25 protein-coding genes are annotated in these 21,657 nt (G+C 45.0%); 11 read left to right on the forward strand and 14 right to left on the reverse strand.

What is annotated here, in order from left to right:
* Positions 1-9: 9 nt before the first annotated feature.
* From QL234_RS10250 to QL234_RS10300, 11 genes are all read right to left on the reverse strand, one after another.
* Entirely contained in the window at positions 10-783 is a 774-nt protein-coding gene (locus QL234_RS10250; protein WP_281557722.1) for a class I SAM-dependent methyltransferase, read from the reverse strand.
* A gap of 182 nt (positions 784-965) precedes the next feature.
* Positions 966-1,679 carry a 16S rRNA pseudouridine(516) synthase gene (locus QL234_RS10255; RefSeq protein WP_281557723.1) on the reverse strand — a complete coding sequence of 238 codons (714 nt, stop codon included), beginning with the start codon at positions 1,677-1,679 and terminating at the stop codon, positions 966-968.
* Positions 1,680-1,747: 68 nt separating this feature from the next.
* Positions 1,748-2,086 carry a zinc ribbon domain-containing protein YjdM gene (locus QL234_RS10260; RefSeq protein ID WP_281557724.1) on the reverse strand — a complete coding sequence of 113 codons (339 nt, stop codon included), beginning with the start codon at positions 2,084-2,086 and terminating at the stop codon, positions 1,748-1,750.
* Positions 2,087-2,513: 427 nt separating this feature from the next.
* Positions 2,514-2,768 carry a SymE family type I addiction module toxin gene (locus QL234_RS10265; protein ID WP_281557725.1) on the reverse strand — a complete coding sequence of 85 codons (255 nt, stop codon included), beginning with the start codon at positions 2,766-2,768 and terminating at the stop codon, positions 2,514-2,516.
* 375 nt (positions 2,769-3,143) lie between these two features.
* Complete coding sequence (locus QL234_RS10270; RefSeq protein ID WP_281557726.1) at positions 3,144-4,010, reverse strand: lipase family protein; 867 nt, start codon at positions 4,008-4,010, stop codon at positions 3,144-3,146.
* Positions 4,011-4,149: 139 nt separating this feature from the next.
* Positions 4,150-4,503, reverse strand: coding sequence for a hypothetical protein (locus QL234_RS10275; protein WP_281557727.1), 354 nt, complete (start codon positions 4,501-4,503; stop codon positions 4,150-4,152).
* A gap of 118 nt (positions 4,504-4,621) precedes the next feature.
* On the reverse strand, positions 4,622-5,113 hold the full coding sequence (locus QL234_RS10280) for an AAA family ATPase (RefSeq protein WP_281557728.1): 492 nt from the start codon (positions 5,111-5,113) through the stop codon (positions 4,622-4,624).
* 183 nt (positions 5,114-5,296) lie between these two features.
* Positions 5,297-5,920, reverse strand: a complete 624-nt coding sequence (locus tag QL234_RS10285) for a DUF4231 domain-containing protein (RefSeq protein WP_281557729.1) — start codon at positions 5,918-5,920, stop codon at positions 5,297-5,299.
* 79 nt (positions 5,921-5,999) lie between these two features.
* Complete coding sequence (locus QL234_RS10290; RefSeq protein WP_281557730.1) at positions 6,000-6,479, reverse strand: hypothetical protein; 480 nt, start codon at positions 6,477-6,479, stop codon at positions 6,000-6,002.
* A gap of 74 nt (positions 6,480-6,553) precedes the next feature.
* The gene (locus tag QL234_RS10295) at positions 6,554-6,904 is read right to left on the reverse strand and encodes a hypothetical protein (RefSeq protein ID WP_281557731.1); all 351 of its coding nucleotides are present in this window, start codon (positions 6,902-6,904) and stop codon (positions 6,554-6,556) included.
* Positions 6,905-7,354: 450 nt separating this feature from the next.
* Complete coding sequence (locus tag QL234_RS10300; RefSeq protein ID WP_281557732.1) at positions 7,355-8,959, reverse strand: nitrite reductase; 1,605 nt, start codon at positions 8,957-8,959, stop codon at positions 7,355-7,357.
* 567 nt (positions 8,960-9,526) lie between these two features.
* Between QL234_RS10300 and QL234_RS10305 the strand changes: the two genes are divergently transcribed.
* Positions 9,527-10,321 (forward strand): AHH domain-containing protein, encoded by a 795-nt coding sequence (locus QL234_RS10305; protein WP_281557733.1) that lies wholly within the window; start codon positions 9,527-9,529, stop codon positions 10,319-10,321.
* A 23-nt stretch (positions 10,322-10,344) separates the two neighbouring features.
* Positions 10,345-10,908, forward strand: coding sequence for a DUF1629 domain-containing protein (locus tag QL234_RS10310; protein ID WP_281557734.1), 564 nt, complete (start codon positions 10,345-10,347; stop codon positions 10,906-10,908).
* 194 nt (positions 10,909-11,102) lie between these two features.
* Here the strand turns inward: QL234_RS10310 and QL234_RS10315 are convergent, their stop codons facing one another.
* Positions 11,103-12,896 carry a NapC/NirT family cytochrome c gene (locus tag QL234_RS10315; protein ID WP_281557735.1) on the reverse strand — a complete coding sequence of 598 codons (1,794 nt, stop codon included), beginning with the start codon at positions 12,894-12,896 and terminating at the stop codon, positions 11,103-11,105.
* A gap of 79 nt (positions 12,897-12,975) precedes the next feature.
* Positions 12,976-14,604, reverse strand: coding sequence for a cytochrome D1 domain-containing protein (locus QL234_RS10320; RefSeq protein WP_281557736.1), 1,629 nt, complete (start codon positions 14,602-14,604; stop codon positions 12,976-12,978).
* Positions 14,605-15,172: 568 nt separating this feature from the next.
* Between QL234_RS10320 and QL234_RS10325 the strand changes: the two genes are divergently transcribed.
* A complete protein-coding gene (locus QL234_RS10325; RefSeq protein ID WP_281557737.1) occupies positions 15,173-15,613 on the forward strand; it encodes a bacteriohemerythrin in 441 nt (146 codons plus the stop codon).
* Positions 15,614-15,753: 140 nt separating this feature from the next.
* Here QL234_RS10325 and QL234_RS10330 read toward each other — a convergent pair whose 3' ends face one another.
* Positions 15,754-16,056, reverse strand: a complete 303-nt coding sequence (locus tag QL234_RS10330; RefSeq protein ID WP_348650708.1) for a LysR substrate-binding domain-containing protein — start codon at positions 16,054-16,056, stop codon at positions 15,754-15,756.
* On the opposite strand from QL234_RS10330, the gene QL234_RS10335 reads away from it, so the two are divergent.
* From QL234_RS10335 to nirJ, 8 genes are all read left to right on the forward strand, one after another.
* Positions 15,989-16,318: an NAD(P)H-dependent oxidoreductase gene (locus QL234_RS10335; RefSeq protein WP_281557788.1), complete on the forward strand. Its 330-nt coding sequence runs from the start codon at positions 15,989-15,991 to the stop codon at positions 16,316-16,318. The genes QL234_RS10330 and QL234_RS10335 overlap by 68 nt on opposite strands.
* Before the next feature lie 303 nt (positions 16,319-16,621).
* Positions 16,622-17,002 carry a cytochrome c gene (locus tag QL234_RS10340; RefSeq protein ID WP_281557738.1) on the forward strand — a complete coding sequence of 127 codons (381 nt, stop codon included), beginning with the start codon at positions 16,622-16,624 and terminating at the stop codon, positions 17,000-17,002.
* Positions 17,003-18,244, forward strand: a complete 1,242-nt coding sequence (locus QL234_RS10345; protein WP_281557739.1) for a cytochrome D1 domain-containing protein — start codon at positions 17,003-17,005, stop codon at positions 18,242-18,244.
* 2 nt (positions 18,245-18,246) lie between these two features.
* A complete protein-coding gene (locus tag QL234_RS10350) occupies positions 18,247-18,729 on the forward strand; it encodes an Lrp/AsnC family transcriptional regulator (RefSeq protein WP_281557740.1) in 483 nt (160 codons plus the stop codon).
* A 1-nt stretch (position 18,730) separates the two neighbouring features.
* Entirely contained in the window at positions 18,731-19,330 is a 600-nt protein-coding gene (locus QL234_RS10355) for a hypothetical protein (RefSeq protein ID WP_281557741.1), read from the forward strand.
* On the forward strand, positions 19,317-19,847 hold the full coding sequence (locus QL234_RS10360; protein ID WP_281557742.1) for an AsnC family transcriptional regulator: 531 nt from the start codon (positions 19,317-19,319) through the stop codon (positions 19,845-19,847). Before QL234_RS10355 ends, QL234_RS10360 begins: the two co-directional genes overlap by 14 nt.
* Positions 19,822-20,433, forward strand: coding sequence for an Lrp/AsnC family transcriptional regulator (locus QL234_RS10365; protein ID WP_281557743.1), 612 nt, complete (start codon positions 19,822-19,824; stop codon positions 20,431-20,433). Before QL234_RS10360 ends, QL234_RS10365 begins: the two co-directional genes overlap by 26 nt.
* A 19-nt stretch (positions 20,434-20,452) precedes the next feature.
* Positions 20,453-21,643, forward strand: coding sequence for a heme d1 biosynthesis radical SAM protein NirJ (gene nirJ / locus QL234_RS10370; RefSeq protein ID WP_281557744.1), 1,191 nt, complete (start codon positions 20,453-20,455; stop codon positions 21,641-21,643).
* The last annotated feature ends 14 nt before the right edge of the window (positions 21,644-21,657 follow it).

Below are 21,657 nucleotides of genomic sequence, written 5' to 3' on the forward strand. Positions count from 1 at the left end.
TGTTTATTTTTACGTGATTTTTTGGCCGGTGATAGAATAAACCAAGGGGATGGTTTGTCCTTTAAAGGGCAAGCAGTAACCCTGATCTTCAACATATTCAAGATCAGGGAAGCAATTATAGGGGCTGTAGGGATACTCTTGAAAACCTTCGATAGCAATACCGGCGTTAATCAAGGCGGTAATCACCTCACTCAGGGAGTGCGGCCAGGTATGCATGGTCGAAGTTTCGCCTGAGCAGTTTTCGGTATAAGTGCCCTCCTCTTCGATATCCGGCGTCTTAGAAGGAAAATAACCATAACCGGATAACACATCATTGAAGGGGTGAAATTCTACCAGGTAAAAACGTCCCCCGGCTTTCAAGGAATTGGCAATAGTTTTCGCCCAAAGCTCCAAATCAGGCAACCAGCACAAAACGCCATAAGAAGTAAAAACAATATCAAACTGCTCTGTACTGGTTTCACCAAAACTATAAAGATCGCTGGTGATAAAACTGGCCGGTAAATCCACGGTTTGCGCCAGTTCTTTTGCTTGTGCTATGGCTTGTGATGACAAGTCAACCCCGGTTACCTTTGCGCCCAGGCGGGCCCAGGACAAAGTATCCAGGCCAAAATGGCATTGCAGATGGAGTAAGCTCTTGCCGTCGACATCCCCCATCAGCTGCCGTTCAATGGGGTTAAGTGAAGAGTTACCGGCAATAAAGCCTTCGACATCATAAAATTTAGAGGCAACATGTACTTGGGTACGCTTGTCCCATGCTTCTTTATTAATTTCCAGATAATCCATATTATTATTTTCTTTTCCTTTAACTGGTTTGAATATTATCGTTTTATTGTGGCTGACACCGCCAGTTTATGCACAGCGCGGTTGATGATAAAGGTTAACATCAATACCATTGCCGGGGGAAGTTCCTGTTTAAACGGAATAAAAAAATATATGGGCCAGGTTTAGCACTTCCGTGGTTAAGATTAAATACCGGCAACTTCCTGCGCCGTTAATAAACGGCTTTCCCCCACTTTAAGCTGCTCCGTTAAGATTAATGAGCCGATAGCCACTCGATGCAAAGCAACAACAGGATTGCGAAAACGTCCAAACATACGTTTTATTTGGTGATATCGACCTTCAACCAGTGACACCATAGCCACATGATCCGATATTATCTCTAACTTAGCCGGTTTCGTTGTGATCTTTTCATAGCCAAAATACATCCCTTGATTAAAGGCCTCAATGTAATCCTCATTGAGCTTATTTTGCAGGGTAACCCGGTATAGTTTTTCCACCTTTTTTTCCGGTGACGTTAAACGCTCAGACCAACGGCTGTCGTTGGTTAACAAGACCAAACCCGAAGTATTTAAATCGAGACGGCCGACAAGATGTAAACTCGCTTTATCGACACTTTCAGGCAAGTTAACGATATCAAGCACGGTTTTATGCTGTTCATCTTTTGTTGCACTGACCACGCCAACAGGCTTATGTAACATGACATAACTTGCTTCATTGGCTTGCAACACTTTGTTATCAAGAGAGATATGAGAGAATTTATCAATAATCTGATCAATATTGTTGGCAATAGCACCATCAACCATAATACGTTTTTGGGCTAACATTAACCGGACATCCCGACGACTTACCTGACATTGTTTACTGATAAAGCGGTCGAGCCTTGATGTGCTTAATGTCATATACAACCTTAATAAATAATACCTTTTAGTGCCATTTGCAGTGAGCCCTATTGTTAAGCTAAATTCACTCAGGCTTTCTTGACAAACTTCGCCGTCACCATCATTTCACCAGCACCATCCACTTTGCAGTCCAGCTGGTGATCCTTTCCTTCGACTATCCGCCTAATAACGGCTTTAGTGCCAACCTTAAGCACCTGAGAACTGCCTTTGATTTTAAGATCTTTAATCATGGTGACTTTATCACCTTCTGCCAGCAAGGTGCCGTTGGCATCTTTTACCGTAAAAGTCTCTTCTTCGCTCAAGGCTTGTGACGGGTTCCATTCATAGGCACATTCAGGGCAGATCAAATGGTTTTGATCTTGATAAACGTATTCAGAATTACATTTTGGGCATGGAGGAAAGGACATACATGATTACTTCTTCAAATTATTCTTGCGCATATGGTAATGGCTCTCTTTTAGCTTGGCGAGCACATTCTATCGAATTCAGGGGATTTCTTGCCGGTTCTGAATAGGGGGTCCTCCATCAAAGCAGCCGGATTGGACACCACCGAGGGCTTTTAGCAACATCCATAGACAATAGCGCTATAACCTCAACACTTTCAATCTTACCTCGTCCATCAATAGTTATCTTTAACATCACCGAAGCCTCCAGATCACATGGAATACATTAAAGACACGAAAACTAAGAATATTTGCAATTAATAACACAAACTCTATTGAAAGCTGAGCCAGGTTAGCAGTGGTTAACTACAGCCGCCCGGCTTATGGCTTATCAATAAAAAACGGCCAACTTTCAGCTGGCCGTTTCTATATGAGCCTATTCAGGCGTGACCTACTTAGGTGTAATGATCATTTCTTCCTGATTTATCACAACACTGACTTTTTGCCCGACAGGAAAACCCGCCTGTCGCAGCCACTTGCCCCTGAGCACAATACAAGGTTCAAGGTGAACCGGAACATAGTTAATGCCGATGCCGCGGGTTTTTCCTGCTGACTCGCAGGTGGTCTCCAACACGGTAAGTTGTCGATAAATAGGATATTTTACTTTTGCCGAGCCTAGCTCTGACGTATGATGATATTCAGCCATGACGTACTCCTTTGAAGTTCGTTGTGGTTAGCAACCTCTGGGTGTCTCACCACTCAGGGGTTGCGACTTTGATTATTGCTGTTACGGCTTCACTTGCATGATAACAGCGGTGCTTGAATAGAAAGTATTGAGGTAAGTGCTCTCCTTTGTTGAATGGATAGCACTCTAAATAAAGACCATCAAACTGACTAAATCAACAGAGAAATGGTCTTTATTTGTGATTAATTTGAGAGGGGTTTCTAAGGGCTTATTGGTCTCTAATTCGGGGTTATTTAACCATCAGGGTATCCACTAATTGCGGGTAACTCTGTATGCTAACGCCAGCAATCAGCCGCTGGCGGCCTCGCCAGTCGGTTGCATTGCATTGTTAGCACCTCATCGGTTTTCGGCATTCTTGAAACTGCGATAGAAATGATGGGCGTATTTCTCACAGCTATGGTCATGGAACAAGTGAACAGTTCTTTCGAAAATGAGATTGGGCAGTAAGCCTAGTGCAAATGCAATCAAGCCTCGACGTCTGTCCCAACTTTTCGTAGTCGCTCGAACGCTCGGATTTATTGCTCCGGACCTTTTGACGTACCACTCTCGCCCGAAGTGCGTGTAGACCACACCAGGAGGCAATACGTTGGCTACGAGGTCATTACCTTTTGTCGCTCGATGATATCGGCCATTAAGGAGATTTTCTCCATTGTTAGCGAAGTCGGCATCACCTGCACGAGGCTGGCCAAAAGTGTAGACATGGCCCAGCCGCAAGCTCTCAAATCCACTTGTACCGAACAATTCAACGGAGCGCAATGCAGCGAGTAGTGTGACTGCTCCGCCTAGGCTATGCCCTGTAAACCAAACAGGGCGTGGATCATTGAACTCGTTAGCTCGGCTCAGAAAAGTGGAAATTTCCCCCCATACTGCGTCGAGCTGCGACAAGAAGCCGGAGTGCACAGACCCAATTGTTTCGAATGGAACAAGATGCGCTTTTGCATCTGTACGTATGTCGGTAAAACCCGCAGTCCCACGAAACACGATCGCACAAAATTTTCCGCAATCGGCAGCGAATCCATCAGCCCCTGTCTTGTCGTCCTTAAGGTGGACAATATGCGAACTGCGTCCGGCAAGGTACTGCTCAATTTCGAATGGTTTCCGATATGCAATCGCCGATAGCATGGCCATCGTCCAGCCATTTACAGCCTTGTACGTACTCAGTTCATGATTGAAGTGATCCAGTGGATGTGAGTCTGTCTGCATATCGATCCCTTCTCTGCACTAACAGCTTAACAGTCGGCAAAAACCGTATTTAAACACAGTTTTCCCCGTCTTCGAATTATTTGATAAAATGTAAAACATACATTTACCTATATCATATCAAGCCATTGCCATCATTTTGTTATGCGTGTTGCCAATCATAACTAATTATCTTTTTATCAAAATCTAGCTCATGCTGGATTTCAATGATCCTATGAGGAATTTTTGCTTGCTTAAAGAACTCCGAAAACTTTAAAAGCAGTTTATCCGTTTCGGGTTCTGATAATAAACTCCCTATAGAATAGCTTTGAGTAACCCCCTCGGTCCAATCAAGTGAAAAGCCCGCAATTGTAGAGACTCTATTTTGATGAATATACTTCTTTCCAGAGTCACTTTCTCTGATTTCAACACTTAGCGGAAATAATGAAATTGAATTTTCAATCTCCTCGTAACCGGCTGAATAATCTATGTCGATAATAAAGTCTCGATTGCTCATTTGTCTTTACGCATAACACCTGCATAAGCGGCAGAAAACGCATGGCTATATTTTATGCGAGGAACGAGCACAAGCCATGCTTTTTGTGTCCGTTCTTGATGCTATTGCTATATGCTATTTAACTCATACTATTGATGATTTTTTCGGCACATTGCTCTGTAGAGTTTATATGAGTATTGATAATCATATCGTATAAGACTTCATGATGAACACTTTCATACTGTGATTTAGCTAACCCAAGTCTACGATCACCTCTAGCTCGTTCTCGTTTTTCCAGCTCAACCAAAGGACATTCTACTTTTATTATTTTCAGGTTAAAAAGTTCAAGTTCACTCGTTAACTCCAAGTATGTCTTTTGACCACAAAAAACTATATCTACAATGACATTATGGCCAGTTTCGGCTAATGCTTTAACAGATTTTGCTAAAGCAAGTTTCATATTTGGAAAATTATTAGATCCTGCGGGAATCCCATAAGGTGTCATGTCCCAAAATGCATCTAAAGAGCAAAGTAAATAAACTTTAGAGAGCTTTGATTGGAGCTGTCTAGCCAATGTTGTTTTTCCTGAACTAGAAGCACCATTTAGTACAATTACATTTCCTTTCATCATTATAAAAACCTGATGCAGACTCAATATGCAAATAACGCTATGCTCACCAGAATTTTGGGAGCTCAGCGAGTAAAATTTCTGTGTGTAGCGTTTTGTTAGATTTTTTACACATATCCAACACTGAAGCAACCGGTGATTACCGGAGTACATGTTTGTCAGGTTAGCCAAAGTTAATCGCGCAGTTTACTTCGACCCATTTGATTTTTTTACTAGATTGTTAGCTGACTCTGATAAAGAGTCGAAAAATCCCGTCGTTTCCTTAGTTACTATTTTTGATACTGATGTGGAAAATAGATCTGTAGCCTTTTGTACTTTTTCAAAGCCATCTTTCTTAAACGAAGCATCAACTACTTGTTTTTGCCATAACCTGTGGGCTGAATCTAATTCCAATTTTGCGACAGTGTAATTCCTCCATGACTCCTCATACTGAAACGTTTGGGAGAAGCCTTGTGCAATTACTATTGCTGCACCTATGAAGCCTACCCAAAACTTCTGTTTTTTGAAAACATCATCCATTATGGCTATGAGCGGTAGAGATGCTCCCAACACTATTATTAATACTGCTAGCAATCGGGAGCTACGTTGCCTAGAGGACATTCGGTTTTCATACCACTCCTTGAAAAAGCAGTAGCTTCCATCAACCTCTGCATCAGAGAAAAGTACGGTTTGCTCAAGCGAATCAAGGTATTTTCCTACACCTGCCACATCAGATGCTTTATTAAGCTTTGGTATAAGATTGTCTTTGCAACTACCTGCAAAAGTGGAAAACGAGCACATTAAAAAGAGCAGTATTATTAAGTTTTTCACTAGATCCTCCCTGAAATCTAACGCCTTACTCACCAGAATTTTGGGAGTGCAGCGAGTAAAATTTCTGTGTAGCGATTTGTTATAAATCGTTTACTCGTAACTTTGCGTATACTATTTCAACTTTCGGTAAGCCATCTTCAATTACAATATGAAAGGATTCATCTGATGTAGTTGAGATAAGTAATTTTCCATTTAATACAATTGTTTCAACTACTTTATCAGTAACAATAGCTGAAGTTTTATTGTTTGAGAGCACAATATTTAAATCAAGAACTTCATATGTAAAATCCCCAGGCATGGCCCAGCTCTCTTGTGTTAATTCTAAATATTGATCTTTAGTTAAAGTTTCTTTTCCGCCAAATTCAGCTGGTAAATCCATAATGATTTTAACATCATCAGAAAATGATGATGCAAGTTGCTCTAGGTTTTTTGTATGCACAGCTTCTATGATATTTTCCATAAGGTTGTTAACACTTTCTTCATCCAGATAATTCTTTGCAGAGACTTGCAAAGAAACAACCATACAAATCAAAATAACAACCGACTTTACTTTATTCACAACATCTCCAATAGTAATTTAGATTTATAACGTTTGAAGCAGCGGTGAGTTTACAAATCCGCTGGCTTTACTTGTTAAAAATTTTGTAGGCACGGATTCTCATTGCCATATGCCCAAACTGGTGCGACTGCTTGCAGCGCACCAGTTTCATTAAATTTGAGACCAACCCAACCTGCCCAAGTGCAACCTTCTTTTTCATATGATTCTAAGTCGGTATGTTTACTTACGATTGCTACGACTTCCTGCTTGTTTAGGTTGCCTGCAATTTCGGGAAGTACTGCCATTAATTGTTTTCTTGTTTCGTCCAGTTCGCGCATCTGCTGATCTCGATAAGAGTTCGTTACTCCTTGCTCAATAGCGCCATACAACCACAAAGCATTGCTACCGACCAGAAGAGTTATTAGTAAGGTGATGATCCATTTCATATGCTTTTACTTTTAACAGCTTAATAGTCGTCAAAAAACCGTATTTAAACACAGTTTTTCCCCGTCTTTAAATTATTTAATAAAATGTAAAATATACATTTTCCTATATCATATCAAGCCATTAACATCATTTCTAAATAAATGAAATTAGAAAAATACCTTTTTCTGCCGTCTAATAAGGCTATCAATTTAAGAACACCTAAACTGTATAAAACACAGCGCAACATCCTAAACCAGAAGCCACCATTTATCCTTTACAGTTCTAAAAAGCACGTAAGTCTCTTCAATAATAAAAAACCCGAACATTGTCCGGGGCTTCATTTTCTTAATTCACACACTGTTGTGCATTGTTTAGGCTTATTTAAGTTTTACAGTTAACCAAAAACTCGGCCTGCAACAGCTATATTGTGAAAGCGTATGCCGCTATAACTATTTTCATCCATGGGGGGTTTAATGACTTGTGCCTCGTTCATAATTGATTTTGTTATATACGTTATATTTACCTGATGGTTTTTTCATCGGTATACGCTTCACTTCTTCTAACGTATTGGCATCATAAACTATTACTGCACCGTCATTATCCCAAATACTCAGCAATACATATTTTCCATCTTTGGTAAACTCAACATGGGCAGCGGTTTTCCCCGGTGCCGGCGCGATGGTTTTTACTATTTCTAAGGTATCTTTTTTGATGATATGCACTTTTTCTTTATTAGGGCCAAAGAACACATCTGCCCAGGCATAAGGTGACTTGTTGTGGCTACGCATAAAAAAGCCTGGACCGTCAGTTTTTATCTCCTTGATCACCTGCCAGTTTTCCATTTCGATCACGGTTATTTTACCTTCTTTGATATTCGGGGAAGCAAAAACTTCTTTCCCCTGATAATCCCAGGTAATGCCTGAGCCTAAATGAGGCATGCCGGTAAGCTCAATCGTGGCGACTTTTTTCTTGGTATCAAAGTTGATCACCTGGCCATTGTGGCTGTTACGCGCTGTACCTATCAGGTTGATATACTCAGGATCGAAGAAGAAATCATCCAAATAATCTTGGGTTTGAATACGACGTACCGGAAACCTGTCTTCACTTTTCCAGTTCTCCACTTTTCCTTCACCGCCATCTTTTCGATAATCGTGCGCCCAGCCTTTATAGACATCTACACCACCTTTATCGCTATAGGGAATTTCCCATACTTCTTTAACGTCTTTCAACGCCACAATAAAGCTGTGACGCGGCGGAGCATTATAAACGGCACTGACACGGGAGCTGACACCTTCGCTGCTTTTCGTTTCGATCATTTCAATGGGGGATAAATCTTTGGTATCTAAAATCACCACATTATGAGGGAGGTAGTTACCAACAATGGCATATTTACCATCGCTTGATACCGCTAAGTTCCGGGTATTGATCCCTGCCCTGACTTCGCTGACAATTTTCATGTTGTAAATGTCGTATTTGCTGATCCAGCCGTCACGTGAAGCAAAATAAACAAAACGGCCATCGGGTGAATATTTAGGACCTCCGTGTAGGGCAAAGCGCGTTTTAAAGCGGGTAATGGGCTCAAAAGTATCACCGTTAAGCAAGGTCGCACTGTGATCGCCTAATTCCACCACAATAAATAAGTTCATTAAATCAGCATCAAATTGCGGCTTGTTTGGCAACTTGCTTTGCTCGAAGTGTTGGATATTGGTGGCTTTGATATCTGCCAAGGTCCACTTGGGTAACTCTTTTGCCGGGGTATAGATGTAATCAATTAAACTGGCTATTTCTGTCTGGTTAAGAGTTTTATCAAAAGCCGGCATTTGCGTAGCAGGTCGACCATTTTTAATCACCTTAACCGCTTTGTTTTTTCTCAAGCGAGACAAGTTTTCAGGAAACAATGCCGGTCCCATAGCGCCTAAACGGCCGACACCATGGCATGATTGACAGTGTTCAATATAAAGTTTTTCGGCTGCCTTATTGTCTTTTATTGTATTTACCTGACTAGCAGATACGGCTAAGGAGGCTAACGCAAGTGTCAAGCCACTTATTTTGCAAATCAATCGTTTTATTTTCATTGGGTAACCTTAAAGACTAAGCTGTTTGCGCTGTTTTTTGTCAACAATATTTACTTGCTTATTGGCACTAACATCTACAAAAGCCTGATTTGTTGAATCACAGCCAGCTTTTTCAATATTGATGTGCTGGTTAACATATCACTACTGTTAATAAGGTTACCTTGACCTGAGTCATGGTTGCGATGCACTAACACATCATTGAATAATTCTTTGATCTGCCTTCGCTAACTTTAAATCTCTTACTGACTTTTCCCTGCCTCAGAACAAATAAATATCCGGTAGTCGCTCATCTTTTCCACAACCCCGTATCTAACGCTACTTTAAAAATAAACCTGGACAGCCATCTGTTGCTTATGCCAATCCTTTGTTTTTGAAAAGGCCGGTTTATGCCTCCCCAGCTTCACTGACCGCTATGCACAAGTAATTCCCACTCTTTATTTGCCGGGAACAATTACTTTACAACTGAACGAGATTACGTATTTAATAACGCATGGACATTTTTTCTGAAGGTTTTGTACTATTATTCAACTATAAAAACCTTGTTTTAGAAAAAGTATTGAATTTGCGATGGAATTTGGTGAAACAACAGCCATTACCAATGCGCTGAGAGCAAAGAATAAATGTGTTATTTGCGGCAAGGCCCATGCTAAGGCAAAGAAGAAAAAAATAAAAAAAACTGCGCCTTCTAATTCGAATTGGCATCGAAAAAGTATGAGCAAGGTTTTTGAAAAAATCAGTGCGAAAACTAAAATTTATCCGGATAACGCTTTTCCCCCGCCCTACGCCCATCAAGGTCATCATTGCCTGGCGCTGTCAGCTTTTACAGAAAACTCCAATTCATCAAGCCCTACTGACAAAAATGTCACCTTAAACTTCTATTTAGATGAAGTGGGGTTTTATCCTAACCGACAACAAAATTGCATAGGATTACCAGCTTTACCTGCTCACGCAGCCTATGATGATTTCTGGAAGGCATTGGATTATAAAAAGCCATTACAGATGCATGGACAGGCACACGATGAAAGCTATTTTACTCAATGCAGAACATTACTGGCCCGACTCCGGGCTGTGATGTCAAGAAAAAGTGTCTGTGAGAAAAAAACGGAAGAGCAATGGAAAAAAAAGCTTGAGCAAATGATATCTCAAGCCGAGAACTATGCTTTTACCTGTCTTGCCGCTGCTAATATGCCATGGCGGCTGCACCCTGTAGATCTGCGCTTTGCAACAAAGTTATATTTTATGCCGTTGCACCAGGAAGCTGTGCTGGAGAAAGACCATGTCCATATCACGGGTTACGGACGCGGGGAAGACTATTGGCAAGTCAGATACCCGAAAGTCAATTTAGATACCGGTGATTTCTAGCTTGAAATGGAGCAGCCTTTATTATGTTTTTTGTCTTAGAATACACAAACAGCCCCCCTGTTGTTGGCGGGTTAGGTTATCGGGAGTCTTCTATTGGTTGTGATTGGCTTGAGGGAATGAAGTTGGATTCCGTACCTGAACAAATGTTGGTCACTATAGAAAATTCTCCATCTAGCTTGCCTGATTACTTTGAAGTCTCGGATGCACCTATTGTCAGCCAAGCTTTTATCAGCGCATTATCATCGGCCGGCGCCGATAACTTTGAAGCCTATCCGGTCTTAGTGAAAATAAACGGGAAAACAGTATCGGGCTTTTTTGCCTTAAATATCATTGGCCGAATAAACGCCCTTGATCAGGAAAAATCTGACTATGTATTAGATAGCAGTGAAGAACCTGAGGATCTTGTGATTGTGCGCATGAAAAGCATGGCCCTCAAATCAGAGCTGATTAAGGCTTTTCATTTATTCCGCTTAGACGAATATCAAGATGTGATTATTGCCTCGGAATCAGTCAAAAATAAAATTAGCACCTTAACCGGCGTAAAGATTTCACCGGCCCTGGGGTGGAGTGACAGCCATCGTTTCTAGTACTAAGGCACAGCCAGCTTGCCAGGTTCAAACTGTCCGGAGATATTTACTCAAAGAATTAACGGCTGAAACTTTTCCTGTGCGCCAGCGCTGTATTTAACTCCATTTCCTTGCTCTAAGTACCGTATTCCATATAAAAAAGCCCTGAAGATCAGGGCTTTTTACATCAAGTCTTTTAACTAAAACAAACTTAGCTATTGCTTAACAGCATTAATCTCGGCATCACCGTTGTCCAGGCCCAGTTTATAACCGAACGAAACATGGTGAAAACGTGCACTGGTGTAATCATCATGAATGGCAAAACCAAAGTTATAAAGCTTGCCCGGCTCAATGTTCACGTCACCCGGCTTGTCTGAAACCAGTTTACGTTTCACCACAACAGACCAGGTGCCATTATTAAGGCTGGCTTCAACTTCACTGCCCTGCCCGCCGTGCATTTTACGCTCGGCCAGGATCTGTCCGTCTTCAACCTGCTTGCTGCCAGATTTATAGCGTACTATGTCCATAAACTGGTTGGCATTTTGGGCAGCATCGATATCAGCCTGAGACTTGAGTTTATCCCAACCTCCCAGCGCTTTGCCTCTGCGCCCTTTAAGCTCCAGCTTAGTGCGGGTTTCTTTAAGGTATTTACTCACACCAACATCAAAGTTCAGTCTGCTGGCTAACTCCGAGCCAAGTAATACCTTGCTTTCCGGTGCAAACGGCATGGTATTGGCGTCTGCATGACAGGTGCCCCAGCAACCGGCGCGGTCGGCATATTCGACATCATCGGTTGACAACATAAAGGCCAGTTTCATGGCATTTTCCGGGTCCATTTTACCGCCGTCAACAAAAGGTGCCGGGGTATGCTCAGCGTCAGGCCAGCTAAAGCGTAGGTACAGGTTTTCCTCGTCATGGGTGGCATCAATAGTCACCTTGATACTGCCGCGTTTACCCGGGATCACGCTAGGTTCGAGTTCTTTTTCACTCTCACCGGAGACGATATTCTGGCCGATATCGGCAATTTCTTCTTCGTGACACTCTATACAGCGGTCGCCTTTGCTAAAGGCGCGTTTACCGCCGTGGTTTCTGCCCAGTATCCACTCGATAGACGCCGTGCCCGGATAGAAGAGTTCAATATCTCTTGCTGCAGACTTGCCCCAGTCAACCTTGATATTACCCGGCGCTTGGCTGCTTGCCACAGCTTGTCCGCCGTTGCCAACGGCTGGTTGGCCTGATGCATCCGCCAATGCTGCCGCCACCGCAACGTCAATTTTCTTCTGTATTTCCGCTTTGGCTTTTTCCGCCTCGGCTTTCTCGGCTTGCGCCAGGGCTGCTTCTTTTTCTTTCACCCGGACCAGGCCTTCCTTATACATTTGCGGAATTTCGCGGATAAAGTCAGGGTTAGGCGCTTCAAGGGCTTCAAGCTCTTCATCGGTTAATTGATCCCTGACATTATGGTGCGCTATACCTTTATGACAGTCGATACAGGTCTGGCCGGTTTCAAAGGCATTTAAATGTTGCTTTCTTGCCCTTGGTTTTTGGAATTCGGGGTTCATGGATTCGAGATTATGGCAGTTACGACATTCCCTGGAGTCGGTATCTTTCATGGTCTGCCAGACGCTTTTCGCCATGGTGATCCTGTGGGCATCGAATTTTTCTTTGGTGTCATAGGTGCCCAGCATCCAGTGAAAGAGCTCTTTGGAGGCCTGGATTTTACGGACCATTTTGTGGATCCAGGGATCCGGCACGTGGCAATCGGGACAGCCGGCACGGACACCGGTGCGGTTGGAGTAATGGATACTCGGGGTATACTCCTGATAAACAGTCGATTCCATTTCGTGGCAGCCGATACAGAATTCTAAATTATTGGTCGCCTCCATGGCCGTGTTAAATCCACCCCAGAAGATGATACCTACCACAAAAAAGACCACAGCACCGGCAACGGTTGTACCTAGCATCAGGCGACGGGACCAGAAGCCAGGTTTGCTAAATGTTTTTAAAACCATAATTTAACTCGTTCTTATGAAAAGACGGCGGACATGGCTCGCCCATGTCCGCAATTTCATTTACCTTTACCGGTGAAGGTTAGGTTTTATGATGGATACGGTTGTAAACATTAAATTTACCTGTTGGTGTGGTCAGGCCTTTAATGCGATGCTTCTCTTTCAGTGTTTTCGCATCGTATACCACGATCTCACCGCTTGGGTTCTTGGCATCTTTACGGTTCCATACCGATACCCAAACCTCGGAGCCATCATCGTTGAACTCCATGTGCAGCGCCGCTTTGCCCGGCTCTTCCGTTACCCGGATGGTTTTGACAATCTCATGGGTTTTCTTGTCGAAAACCTGTACCGATTGCTGAATTTCCGGCTCAGGATGTTTCAGCTGATCCGCCCAAACATACTGGGAAGTTTCATGAGTACGGATAAAGGCGCCGGGACCATCGGTTTCCACTTCGTAACATAGCTTCCAGGCTTTGTCCGGATGACCGATAGGATCGTTACCCCAGACAGAAACCAGACCCGTACCTAAGTGAGTAGTACCGCCTACTGGACCACATTCTTCGTCAATCCAGTTAGCACCTGGCCCCGGATGAGGCAAGGAATCAACATCGATCATCGACTCTAACTTACGGGTCTTGGTATCAACCACCACCATTTTATTCGAGGCATTGGCGGCAATCTGGAAGTAACGGCCGCTCGGGTCGAAGAAACCGTCATGTAAAAATTCTGACGAATCGATATGATCGATACGCAGGTTGTCAATGTCGGTGTAGTCCACTTGCCACATCTGACCCAGCTCTTTCACCGCGACCATAAAGGTAGACTCGTTAGGCGTGGTATAAATTGCCGCAACACGGGCTTCATTAACGTAATCGCCTTTGGTGTTGTAACCGCGGGTAGAAACCACTTTTAGCGGGTTCAGAGTGACCGCATCCATAATCACGAAATGCGAAGGCCAGTAACCGCCGGCAATAACATATTTACCGTCACCGGATACCGCGATATCACGGGCGTCATAAGCCATTTTAGTTTCAGCCACTAACATTTTGTCAGGGGTTTGCCATAAATCGATTTTGTTGACCTTACCGTCACGGCCAATGGTATACCAGAAACGGCCGACATCTTTGACATGGTCTTTTTTATGATGCTCGGTACCTTTGATCACGTGTACCGCATAACCGGTATTGATATGGGCGATGATTTCTTTGGTATCACCGTCAACAATCGCCGCTTTACCGGCATCACGCTCAATAACGACAAAGAAGTTCTGCCAGTTGCGGTCATGTTTAGGTTTAGTCGGGTAATCTTTCGGCGCCACGTATTCCTTGGTATGCTCGCGCATCTGGCTCAGGGTCATTTCCGGCGGTACCGGCGGCTCCATTTGGATAAAGGTGGCCAGGTTAGAGATTTCCTGTTTGGTGAAGAGTTCATCAAAGTTGTTCATGCCCCCTTCTGTGCCCAGGGTAATGATTTTTTCCAGGCGTTTTTGCCCTTTTTTCAGCATATTTTCCGGTTCAAGGTTTTTACCTGTTGCCCCTTTACGGGTCACCCCGTGACAACCGGCACAACGCTGAAAATAATGTAGCTCCGCTTTTTTAAAATCTTCTTCAGATAAGGTAGGTTCAGCTGCAGTAACAGACATACTAACACCGCCAGTGGCCATACCCACTGCAAGTCCGAGTACTGACAGACCGTATTTTATTTTTTTCATCGGTAACACTCCAGATAGTATTTTTAATTAAATTTACATGCTCACAAAATTGCCAAACATCCGGTTACCGCAGCGATCATTTCGGTTTAAAACCTTATTCACTCAATAATCTCCCTCGATAATTTTAATACCAGCAGCTAACACCATTCTTACTCTCAAGCTGCCCGTACATGGATGCCTGCTTTAATCATTCACCTTACGTGAATGTGTTTATTAACGAGTTTTCTTGCCTGATTTTCTCCTTAGACCTTAGCCTTGATGGCGGCCACTATCAGGCATAAACGACATAAAAAACCTGACGCAGATCAAGCTTTAAAAAAATGCGTTTTTATTTAAAAAAGAATTTGATCTGGCGCAAAAAACAAAGTTATTAACCTCTCTTTAACCAAATTTAGGTTTACCATGGCAAAGAAAGAATCATTTATTGAGCAGGAAAAACTACATGACCAGCCACTCTAAATCCTTGTTATACGCGGCTATTATTGGACTTCTGATAGTTGCAATATTTCTTGGTTTTCTTTTTGGGTTTAATAATCCCGTCTCCTGGATCCTGATCGGGGTCTTACTGATGACCCCGGTAATTTACAACCGCACCCATAAAACCAATACCATCCCATGGAAAGACGAATACAGTGTCGGCATAGAGAGCCTGGACAACGACCATAAAAAACTCATCTCGCTGCTGAACCAGTTCACCACCGCCTACGATTACGCCATGAGTGAAGTGTACGAGCGCCAGGCCCTCGATGATTTAATCGATTACACCAAATACCATTTCGCCCGCGAAGAAAAACTAATGGAAAGTTTTGATTACCCGGATTTTGACGCCCATAAAAAACAGCACCAGGCAATGATCGGCGAGGTTGAAGTGTTTGTAGAAAAATACAACCGCCAGGGACACCAGGCGCTCGATGAAATCAGCAGCTTTTTGAAAGACTGGCTGATCAACCATATTAACGGCACCGATAAACATTACGGCAAGCACTTGAAAAATAACGGCGTTAACTAATTTTTAGGAGCTTAGTACGCCGACAGGCTTTATTCACAACGCACTGCTGCTTGTTCACCCAACCAAGACAACCAGGGAGTCAGGCGTTGTGAATTTTTTCATCTTTTCACCCCTTTTCATAGCGGACTCTAAGAGAGCCATTAAGCCGTTGAGGCATCCCCCAAGTACTTGATAAGAAAATCGACGCAATGCTTTATTTTCGGTATTTGATATTTTCCCTGCTGGTACAAAATATATAAATCCACCGCCGGTATCTTGCCGTAACTGACGGGATTTTCTGTCGGTACCTCCACCAGCTGTCCGGATGCCAAAGCCCCCTGGACTTCCCATAATGGACTGACCAACAGCCCTTCCCCCGCCAGCACGGCATCTAAGATGGTTTCACTTTTATTGCAGGTCAATACCGGTTTTACCGGAATTTTTTGCCAGTGGTTATCAACCAACTCCCACCAGGAAACCAGCCCCCTGGGACTGCTGACGAATAAGCAAGCGGTGATCATTTCCAGTGCCGGTATGGACTTTCAACAGGAACATACGATCGCAATGGACTTTCAACCCCCCTACCTCAATATCGGCATCAAAAATGTCAGCTTTGTGCCGGTACAAGGGGTTGCCATGGGGGAAGAAAGTGCTGCTAATGCAAAAAACAGCGCCAGGGATAAAATTGATTCCCTGGTGGCCGGTAAGTTTAACCTGTCAGCTTAATAAATCCTTAATTTTCAGTACCCGACTCGCCTCTAAGCAAATCGGGTCTGTGCAAAGTATTTCAAATAAGCTATCTTGATGTTCCTTTCCCGGCTCAATCCCCTGCCCGGTGAAAAATAACTCCGCGCTCCCTTGTCTTTTTCGGTTGAAATCAGGCAGAAAAACAAAAAATCAGCCAAAGCCTGATTTAAATCAAGCAATTCATCTGCGGCAATTCAAAACCATGATCCCCGACAATAAACGTTTTTTTTATCCCTGCTACCTTAAGCTCAGAATTTAACACTACGAAAAGTAGGGATAAACGTGAATAGCAAATTAACTCCTTTGTTTCCCATCAGTTCACTGGTAAGCCTGATGTTTGCCTCCCTGTTAAACCTGTTCTGCGCATCGGCACAAGCGCAGCAACCGACACTGGAACGCCAGCAGGAGCTGCTGCATTTGCTCAGGCAAGACTGCGGCTCCTGTCACGGCATGACCCTCAAAGGGGGCCTGGGACCTGCGCTGTTGCCGGAGGATCTCGAACAAAAGCCCCTGGCGCTGATCAACAACACCATACTGTTTGGCCGTCCCGGCACGGCGATGCCCCCCTGGCAAGGCATGTTAACCGAACAGGAAACCTTGTGGTTAAGCCAACAACTCAAACATGGAACACACGCCCAATCGACTGAAAAGGCAGAAAAATAAATGAGCATAAACATCAAGTCAGTGAAAAAAACCTTAGCTTGCGCCCTGGTATTAACCTCAGCCTTAGCCATACAGGCCTGTAGTCAAAATGCCATGATGTCTTCCCAATACTTGCGCGCCACCGGCGATCTCGGCGTCTTGATCGAGCGCGCCACCGGCCAGGTGAAAATTGTTAACCACAGTGATAATAGCGCGATCAGCGAAATCGACGGCTTGGGAGATTTATCCCATGCCTCGATTGTTTTTTCCCGTGACGAACGTTTCGCCTATGTCTTTGGCCGGGACGGCGGCCTCACTAAAATCGATCTCCTCACCTCCCGCATCGATAAGCGTATCCTGCAATCGGGCAACAGCATAGGCGGCGCCATCAGCCAGGACGGCAAGCTGGTCGCCGTTTCCAACTATAGCCCTGGCGGGGTAAAAATCTTTAACAGTGAAACCCTTGAGCTGGTGGCGGAAATTCCCGCCACGGTATTAACCACTAAACCGAAAAATAAGGACGGCAGCCCGGTACGCTCTAAGGTAGTAGGTTTAGTCGATGCCCCCGGTCATAAATTTGTCTTCAGCTTATTTGACAGCCATGAGATCTGGATAGCGGATATGTCCGGCCCCGAGCTGAAACTGACTAAACACCAGGATATCGGTTTATTTCCCTACGATGCCCTGATAAGCCCTGACGGCCGTTACTATATTGCCGGTTTATTCGGCGAAGACGGCATGGCAATGCTGGACTTATGGCACCCGGAAAAAGGCGTACGCCGGATCTTAAAAGATTACGGTAAAGGCGATAAAAAGCTGCCGGTCTACAAAATGCCCCACCTGGAAGGCTGGGCCATGACCCAGGACCATGCCTTTGTTCCGGCCGTAGGGCAACACAAGGTACTGGTGGTTAATACCAAAACCTGGCAACAGGTGGCGGAAATCAATGTCCACGGCCAGCCGATTTTTGTAATGGCGCAGCCGGATAACCGCCAGATCTGGGTAAACTTTGCCTACCCGCGAAACGACACCATAGAAGTTTACAATACCGAGACCTTTGAACAAGTAAAAAGCCTCAAACCAGGACCTGCGGTTTTACATATGGAATTCACCCCCAGAGGTGAAAATGTCTGGATGTCGGTGCGCGATAATAACGAAGTCCAGGTCTACGATACCCAGACCCAGGAGCTGTTATCGACCATGAAGGCAAAAAGCCCGAGCGGTATTTTCTTTACCAGTCGCGCCCACCAGATAGGCCTGTGATCATGACATTATCACTATTACAACAACAACTGATCAATGAGTGGCAAAAAGGGTTTCCCCTGACCTCTTCTCCTTATGCCCAGCTGGCGAAGGAGCTGGGCAGCAGCGAAACCGAAGTGCTTGCAGCCCTGAAAGAGCTGGAGCAGGCGGATATCCTTTCCCGACTCGGCGCGGTATTTGATCATAAAAAGGCCGGCGCCAGTACCCTGGCAGCATTAATGGTACCGGAAGAAGATCTGGAATATGTCGCGGCTATCGTCAATAAATTTGAACAGGTCAACCATAACTATGCCCGCGAGCATGATTATAACCTCTGGTTTGTGGTCACCGCCGCCGATGACTTTACCCTGCAACGGGTGTTAACACGCATTGAGCAATTAACCGGACTGGAGGTTTTAGTCTTACCCATGGAAAAAGCCTTTCATATCGACCTGTCGTTTCAAATTGACTTTGACAGCAAACAGCCACTTGCCCGGGTGAGTTAACATGATGCAGACACCATTATCCAAATCGCCAGAGCCGCTAAGCCCGGCCGCATTGTCTATATCGCCAGTTCCTGCAGAGATAGCACCGGACGGCACAAGTTTAACCCCGGAGCAGCAAAGGGAGTTACGGGCTTATCTGGAGCAAGGTTTACCCCTGAGCCCCCGTCCCTACCAGGAAATTGCCGCCAGGCTTAACACCTGTGAAACCGAAGTGATCAAGCAAATTCGCCACTGGCAGCAGCAAAACCTGATCCGCCGCCTCGGCTTGGTGGTTAAACACAGACAGCTGGGTTATTGCGCCAATGCCATGGTGGTATGGGACATCAAAGACCAAGACATCAACCATATTGCCGGGCAACTGTCAGCACGGCCGGAAGTGTCGTTATGTTACCAGCGCCCGCGCCGCCTGCCCCATTGGAGATATAACTTGTTTTGTATGATCCACGGCAAAGACAGGGAGGCTGTACTTAAGCAAATTAACTTACTGACCCGGGAGCTAAAACTCGATCATATCAACAAAGATGTGCTCTTTAGTTACAAAGCCTTTAAACAGCAAGGGGCAAGATATAGTCAAAGGAAACAGGTAGATGAGCGAGCTTAAAGAAAAAACACCAAGCCGGAAGCAGGCAAATAACCGGCAGCGGGGAGAATCGATCACCTTTGATGATTTAGACTTTTCTCCCTTAGATAAGGCACTGATCAATCTATTGCAACGGGGCTTGCCGGTGTGCGAAAGGCCTTTTGCCAGTGTTGCCGATGCCCTTAACACCACAGAGCAAGCAGTACTTTCCCGCCTTAATAGCTTATTGGCACAGGGAGTATTGTCCCGTTTCGGTCCTATGTACGATGCTGCCTGCCTTGGCGGTGCCTTTACCCTGGCGGCTATGGCCGTCCCCGAAACCGAGTTTGAGCAGGTTGCCGAAATCGTTAACGGCTTTGAACAAATAGCACACAATTATCAGCGCAACCATCAACTGAATATGTGGTTTGTTATCGCCACCGAAAATGAAGCAGAAATAGCGACCGTGATCGAGAAAATAGAAACCGAAACCGGGATCCCGGTATTAAATGTCCCGAAATTGGAGGAATTCTATGTCGGACTCTATTTACCCATTTAGCCCCCGGGCATCAGAGACCCAAAAGCACAACTCCCGCGAACTGTCAGCGCTGGAGCGCCAATATGTCTTGCTGACACAAGACGGTTTACCCCTGGTGGCCAAGCCCTATCATACCCTGGCACAGCAACTTGAGATCCCGGTTGGGCAGGTATTGGCCATGACAGAAGATTTGTTGGCCCGCGGCGTAATCCGCAGGATTGCCGCCGTGCCCAACCATTATAAATTAGGTTATCGCTTTAACGGCATGACGGTATGGGATGTCAGGGACGAGGCGGCACACGAATTTGGCGAGGCGGTGGGAAAACTCGACTTTGTCAGTCACTGCTACCTCAGGCCCAGACACCTGCCCCACTGGAATTATAACTTGTTTGCCATGGTACATGGCCGCAGCGAAAACGATATAGAACAGTACCGGGCGCAAATAAAGCAGCTGCTGGCTGAAGTATTACAAAACCACCCGACAGATGAAAACCAGACAGATAACGGCTTAAAGAGCAACGACATGCTCACCAGTACCCGTATCCTGAAAAAAACCGGCCTGCGCCTGAAAAAGCAGGCACAAAGCAAGTCGGGTGACCAGCCGTGAAAAACAACGGAGATTAATTATGTTCAGAATTTCCCAGTTACTAAAAACCTTAACCCATGATATGCCGGTCGCCCCGAAACGCAATATGCCGGGCCCCGTGGTGATCTGGAATTTGATCCGCCGCTGCAACCTAAGTTGCCGCCATTGTTATTCAACCTCTTTAGACATAGATTTTAAAGACGAACTTTCCACCGAGCAAATCAAGGCCACCATAGACGATTTAAAAGTGGCCCATGTGCCGGTATTAATTCTCTCAGGCGGCGAGCCGCTGCTGCGCCCGGATATCTTTGAAATCAGCGACTATGCCAAGCGTAAAGGCTTCTACCTGGCCCTGTCCACCAACGGCACCTTGATCAACGAAGACAATATCGATGCCATCAAAGCCGCCGATTACCAATATGTCGGTATCAGCATCGACGGCCTGGAAAGCTTCCATGATCATTTCCGTCGCCAAATCGGCAGCTATAAAAGTTCGATGAAGGCGATAGATCTGTGCAAAGAGGCCGGCATTAAGGTCGGCATGCGCTTATGCCTGACCAGGGACAACTTTGACGATCTGCCGGCCCTGCTTGATATCATGGAAGAAAAAGGTGTGGATAAATTTTACCTGTCCCACCTCAACTATTCCGGTCGCGGCAAACGCAGCGCCGAAAACGATGCCATGTTTAAAATGACTAAAGACGCAATGGAAGTCCTGTTCGAGCGCGCCTGGTCACATATCCAACAGGGCATAGAAAGCGATTTCGTGACCGGCAATAACGATGCCGACGGCCCCTTCCTGCTGCAGTGGGCGCAGAAGAAATTCGGCGACAGCCACCCGCAGCGGGTAGAAAACCTCAGGCAAAAGCTGATCCAGTGGGGCGGCAATGCTTCCGGGGTCAATGTCGCCAACATCGACAATACCGGCACCGTACATCCGGATACCTATTGGTGGGATCATGCCCTGGGCAATGTCAAAACCGGTAAATTCTCCGATATCTGGAAAAATACCCGGGATCCTTTGATGCTCGGTTTTCGCCAAAGCCCAAGGCCGGTGAAAGGCCGCTGTGCCCGCTGCCAATACCTGAATATCTGCGGCGGTAATACCCGTACCCGCGCCTTCGCGCAAACCCGGGATCCCTGGGCAGAAGATCCCGGCTGTTATCTCGAAGATGTGGAAATCGGCCTGACAGCCAAGGCAGAAATGCAAATCCCTGTAGTAGAAGTTTAAAAAAGCGAGTGTGA

Origin of the sequence: Thalassomonas sp. RHCl1 (genome assembly GCF_947387555.1) — a bacterium.
Lineage (GTDB): Bacteria > Pseudomonadota > Gammaproteobacteria > Enterobacterales > Alteromonadaceae > Thalassomonas.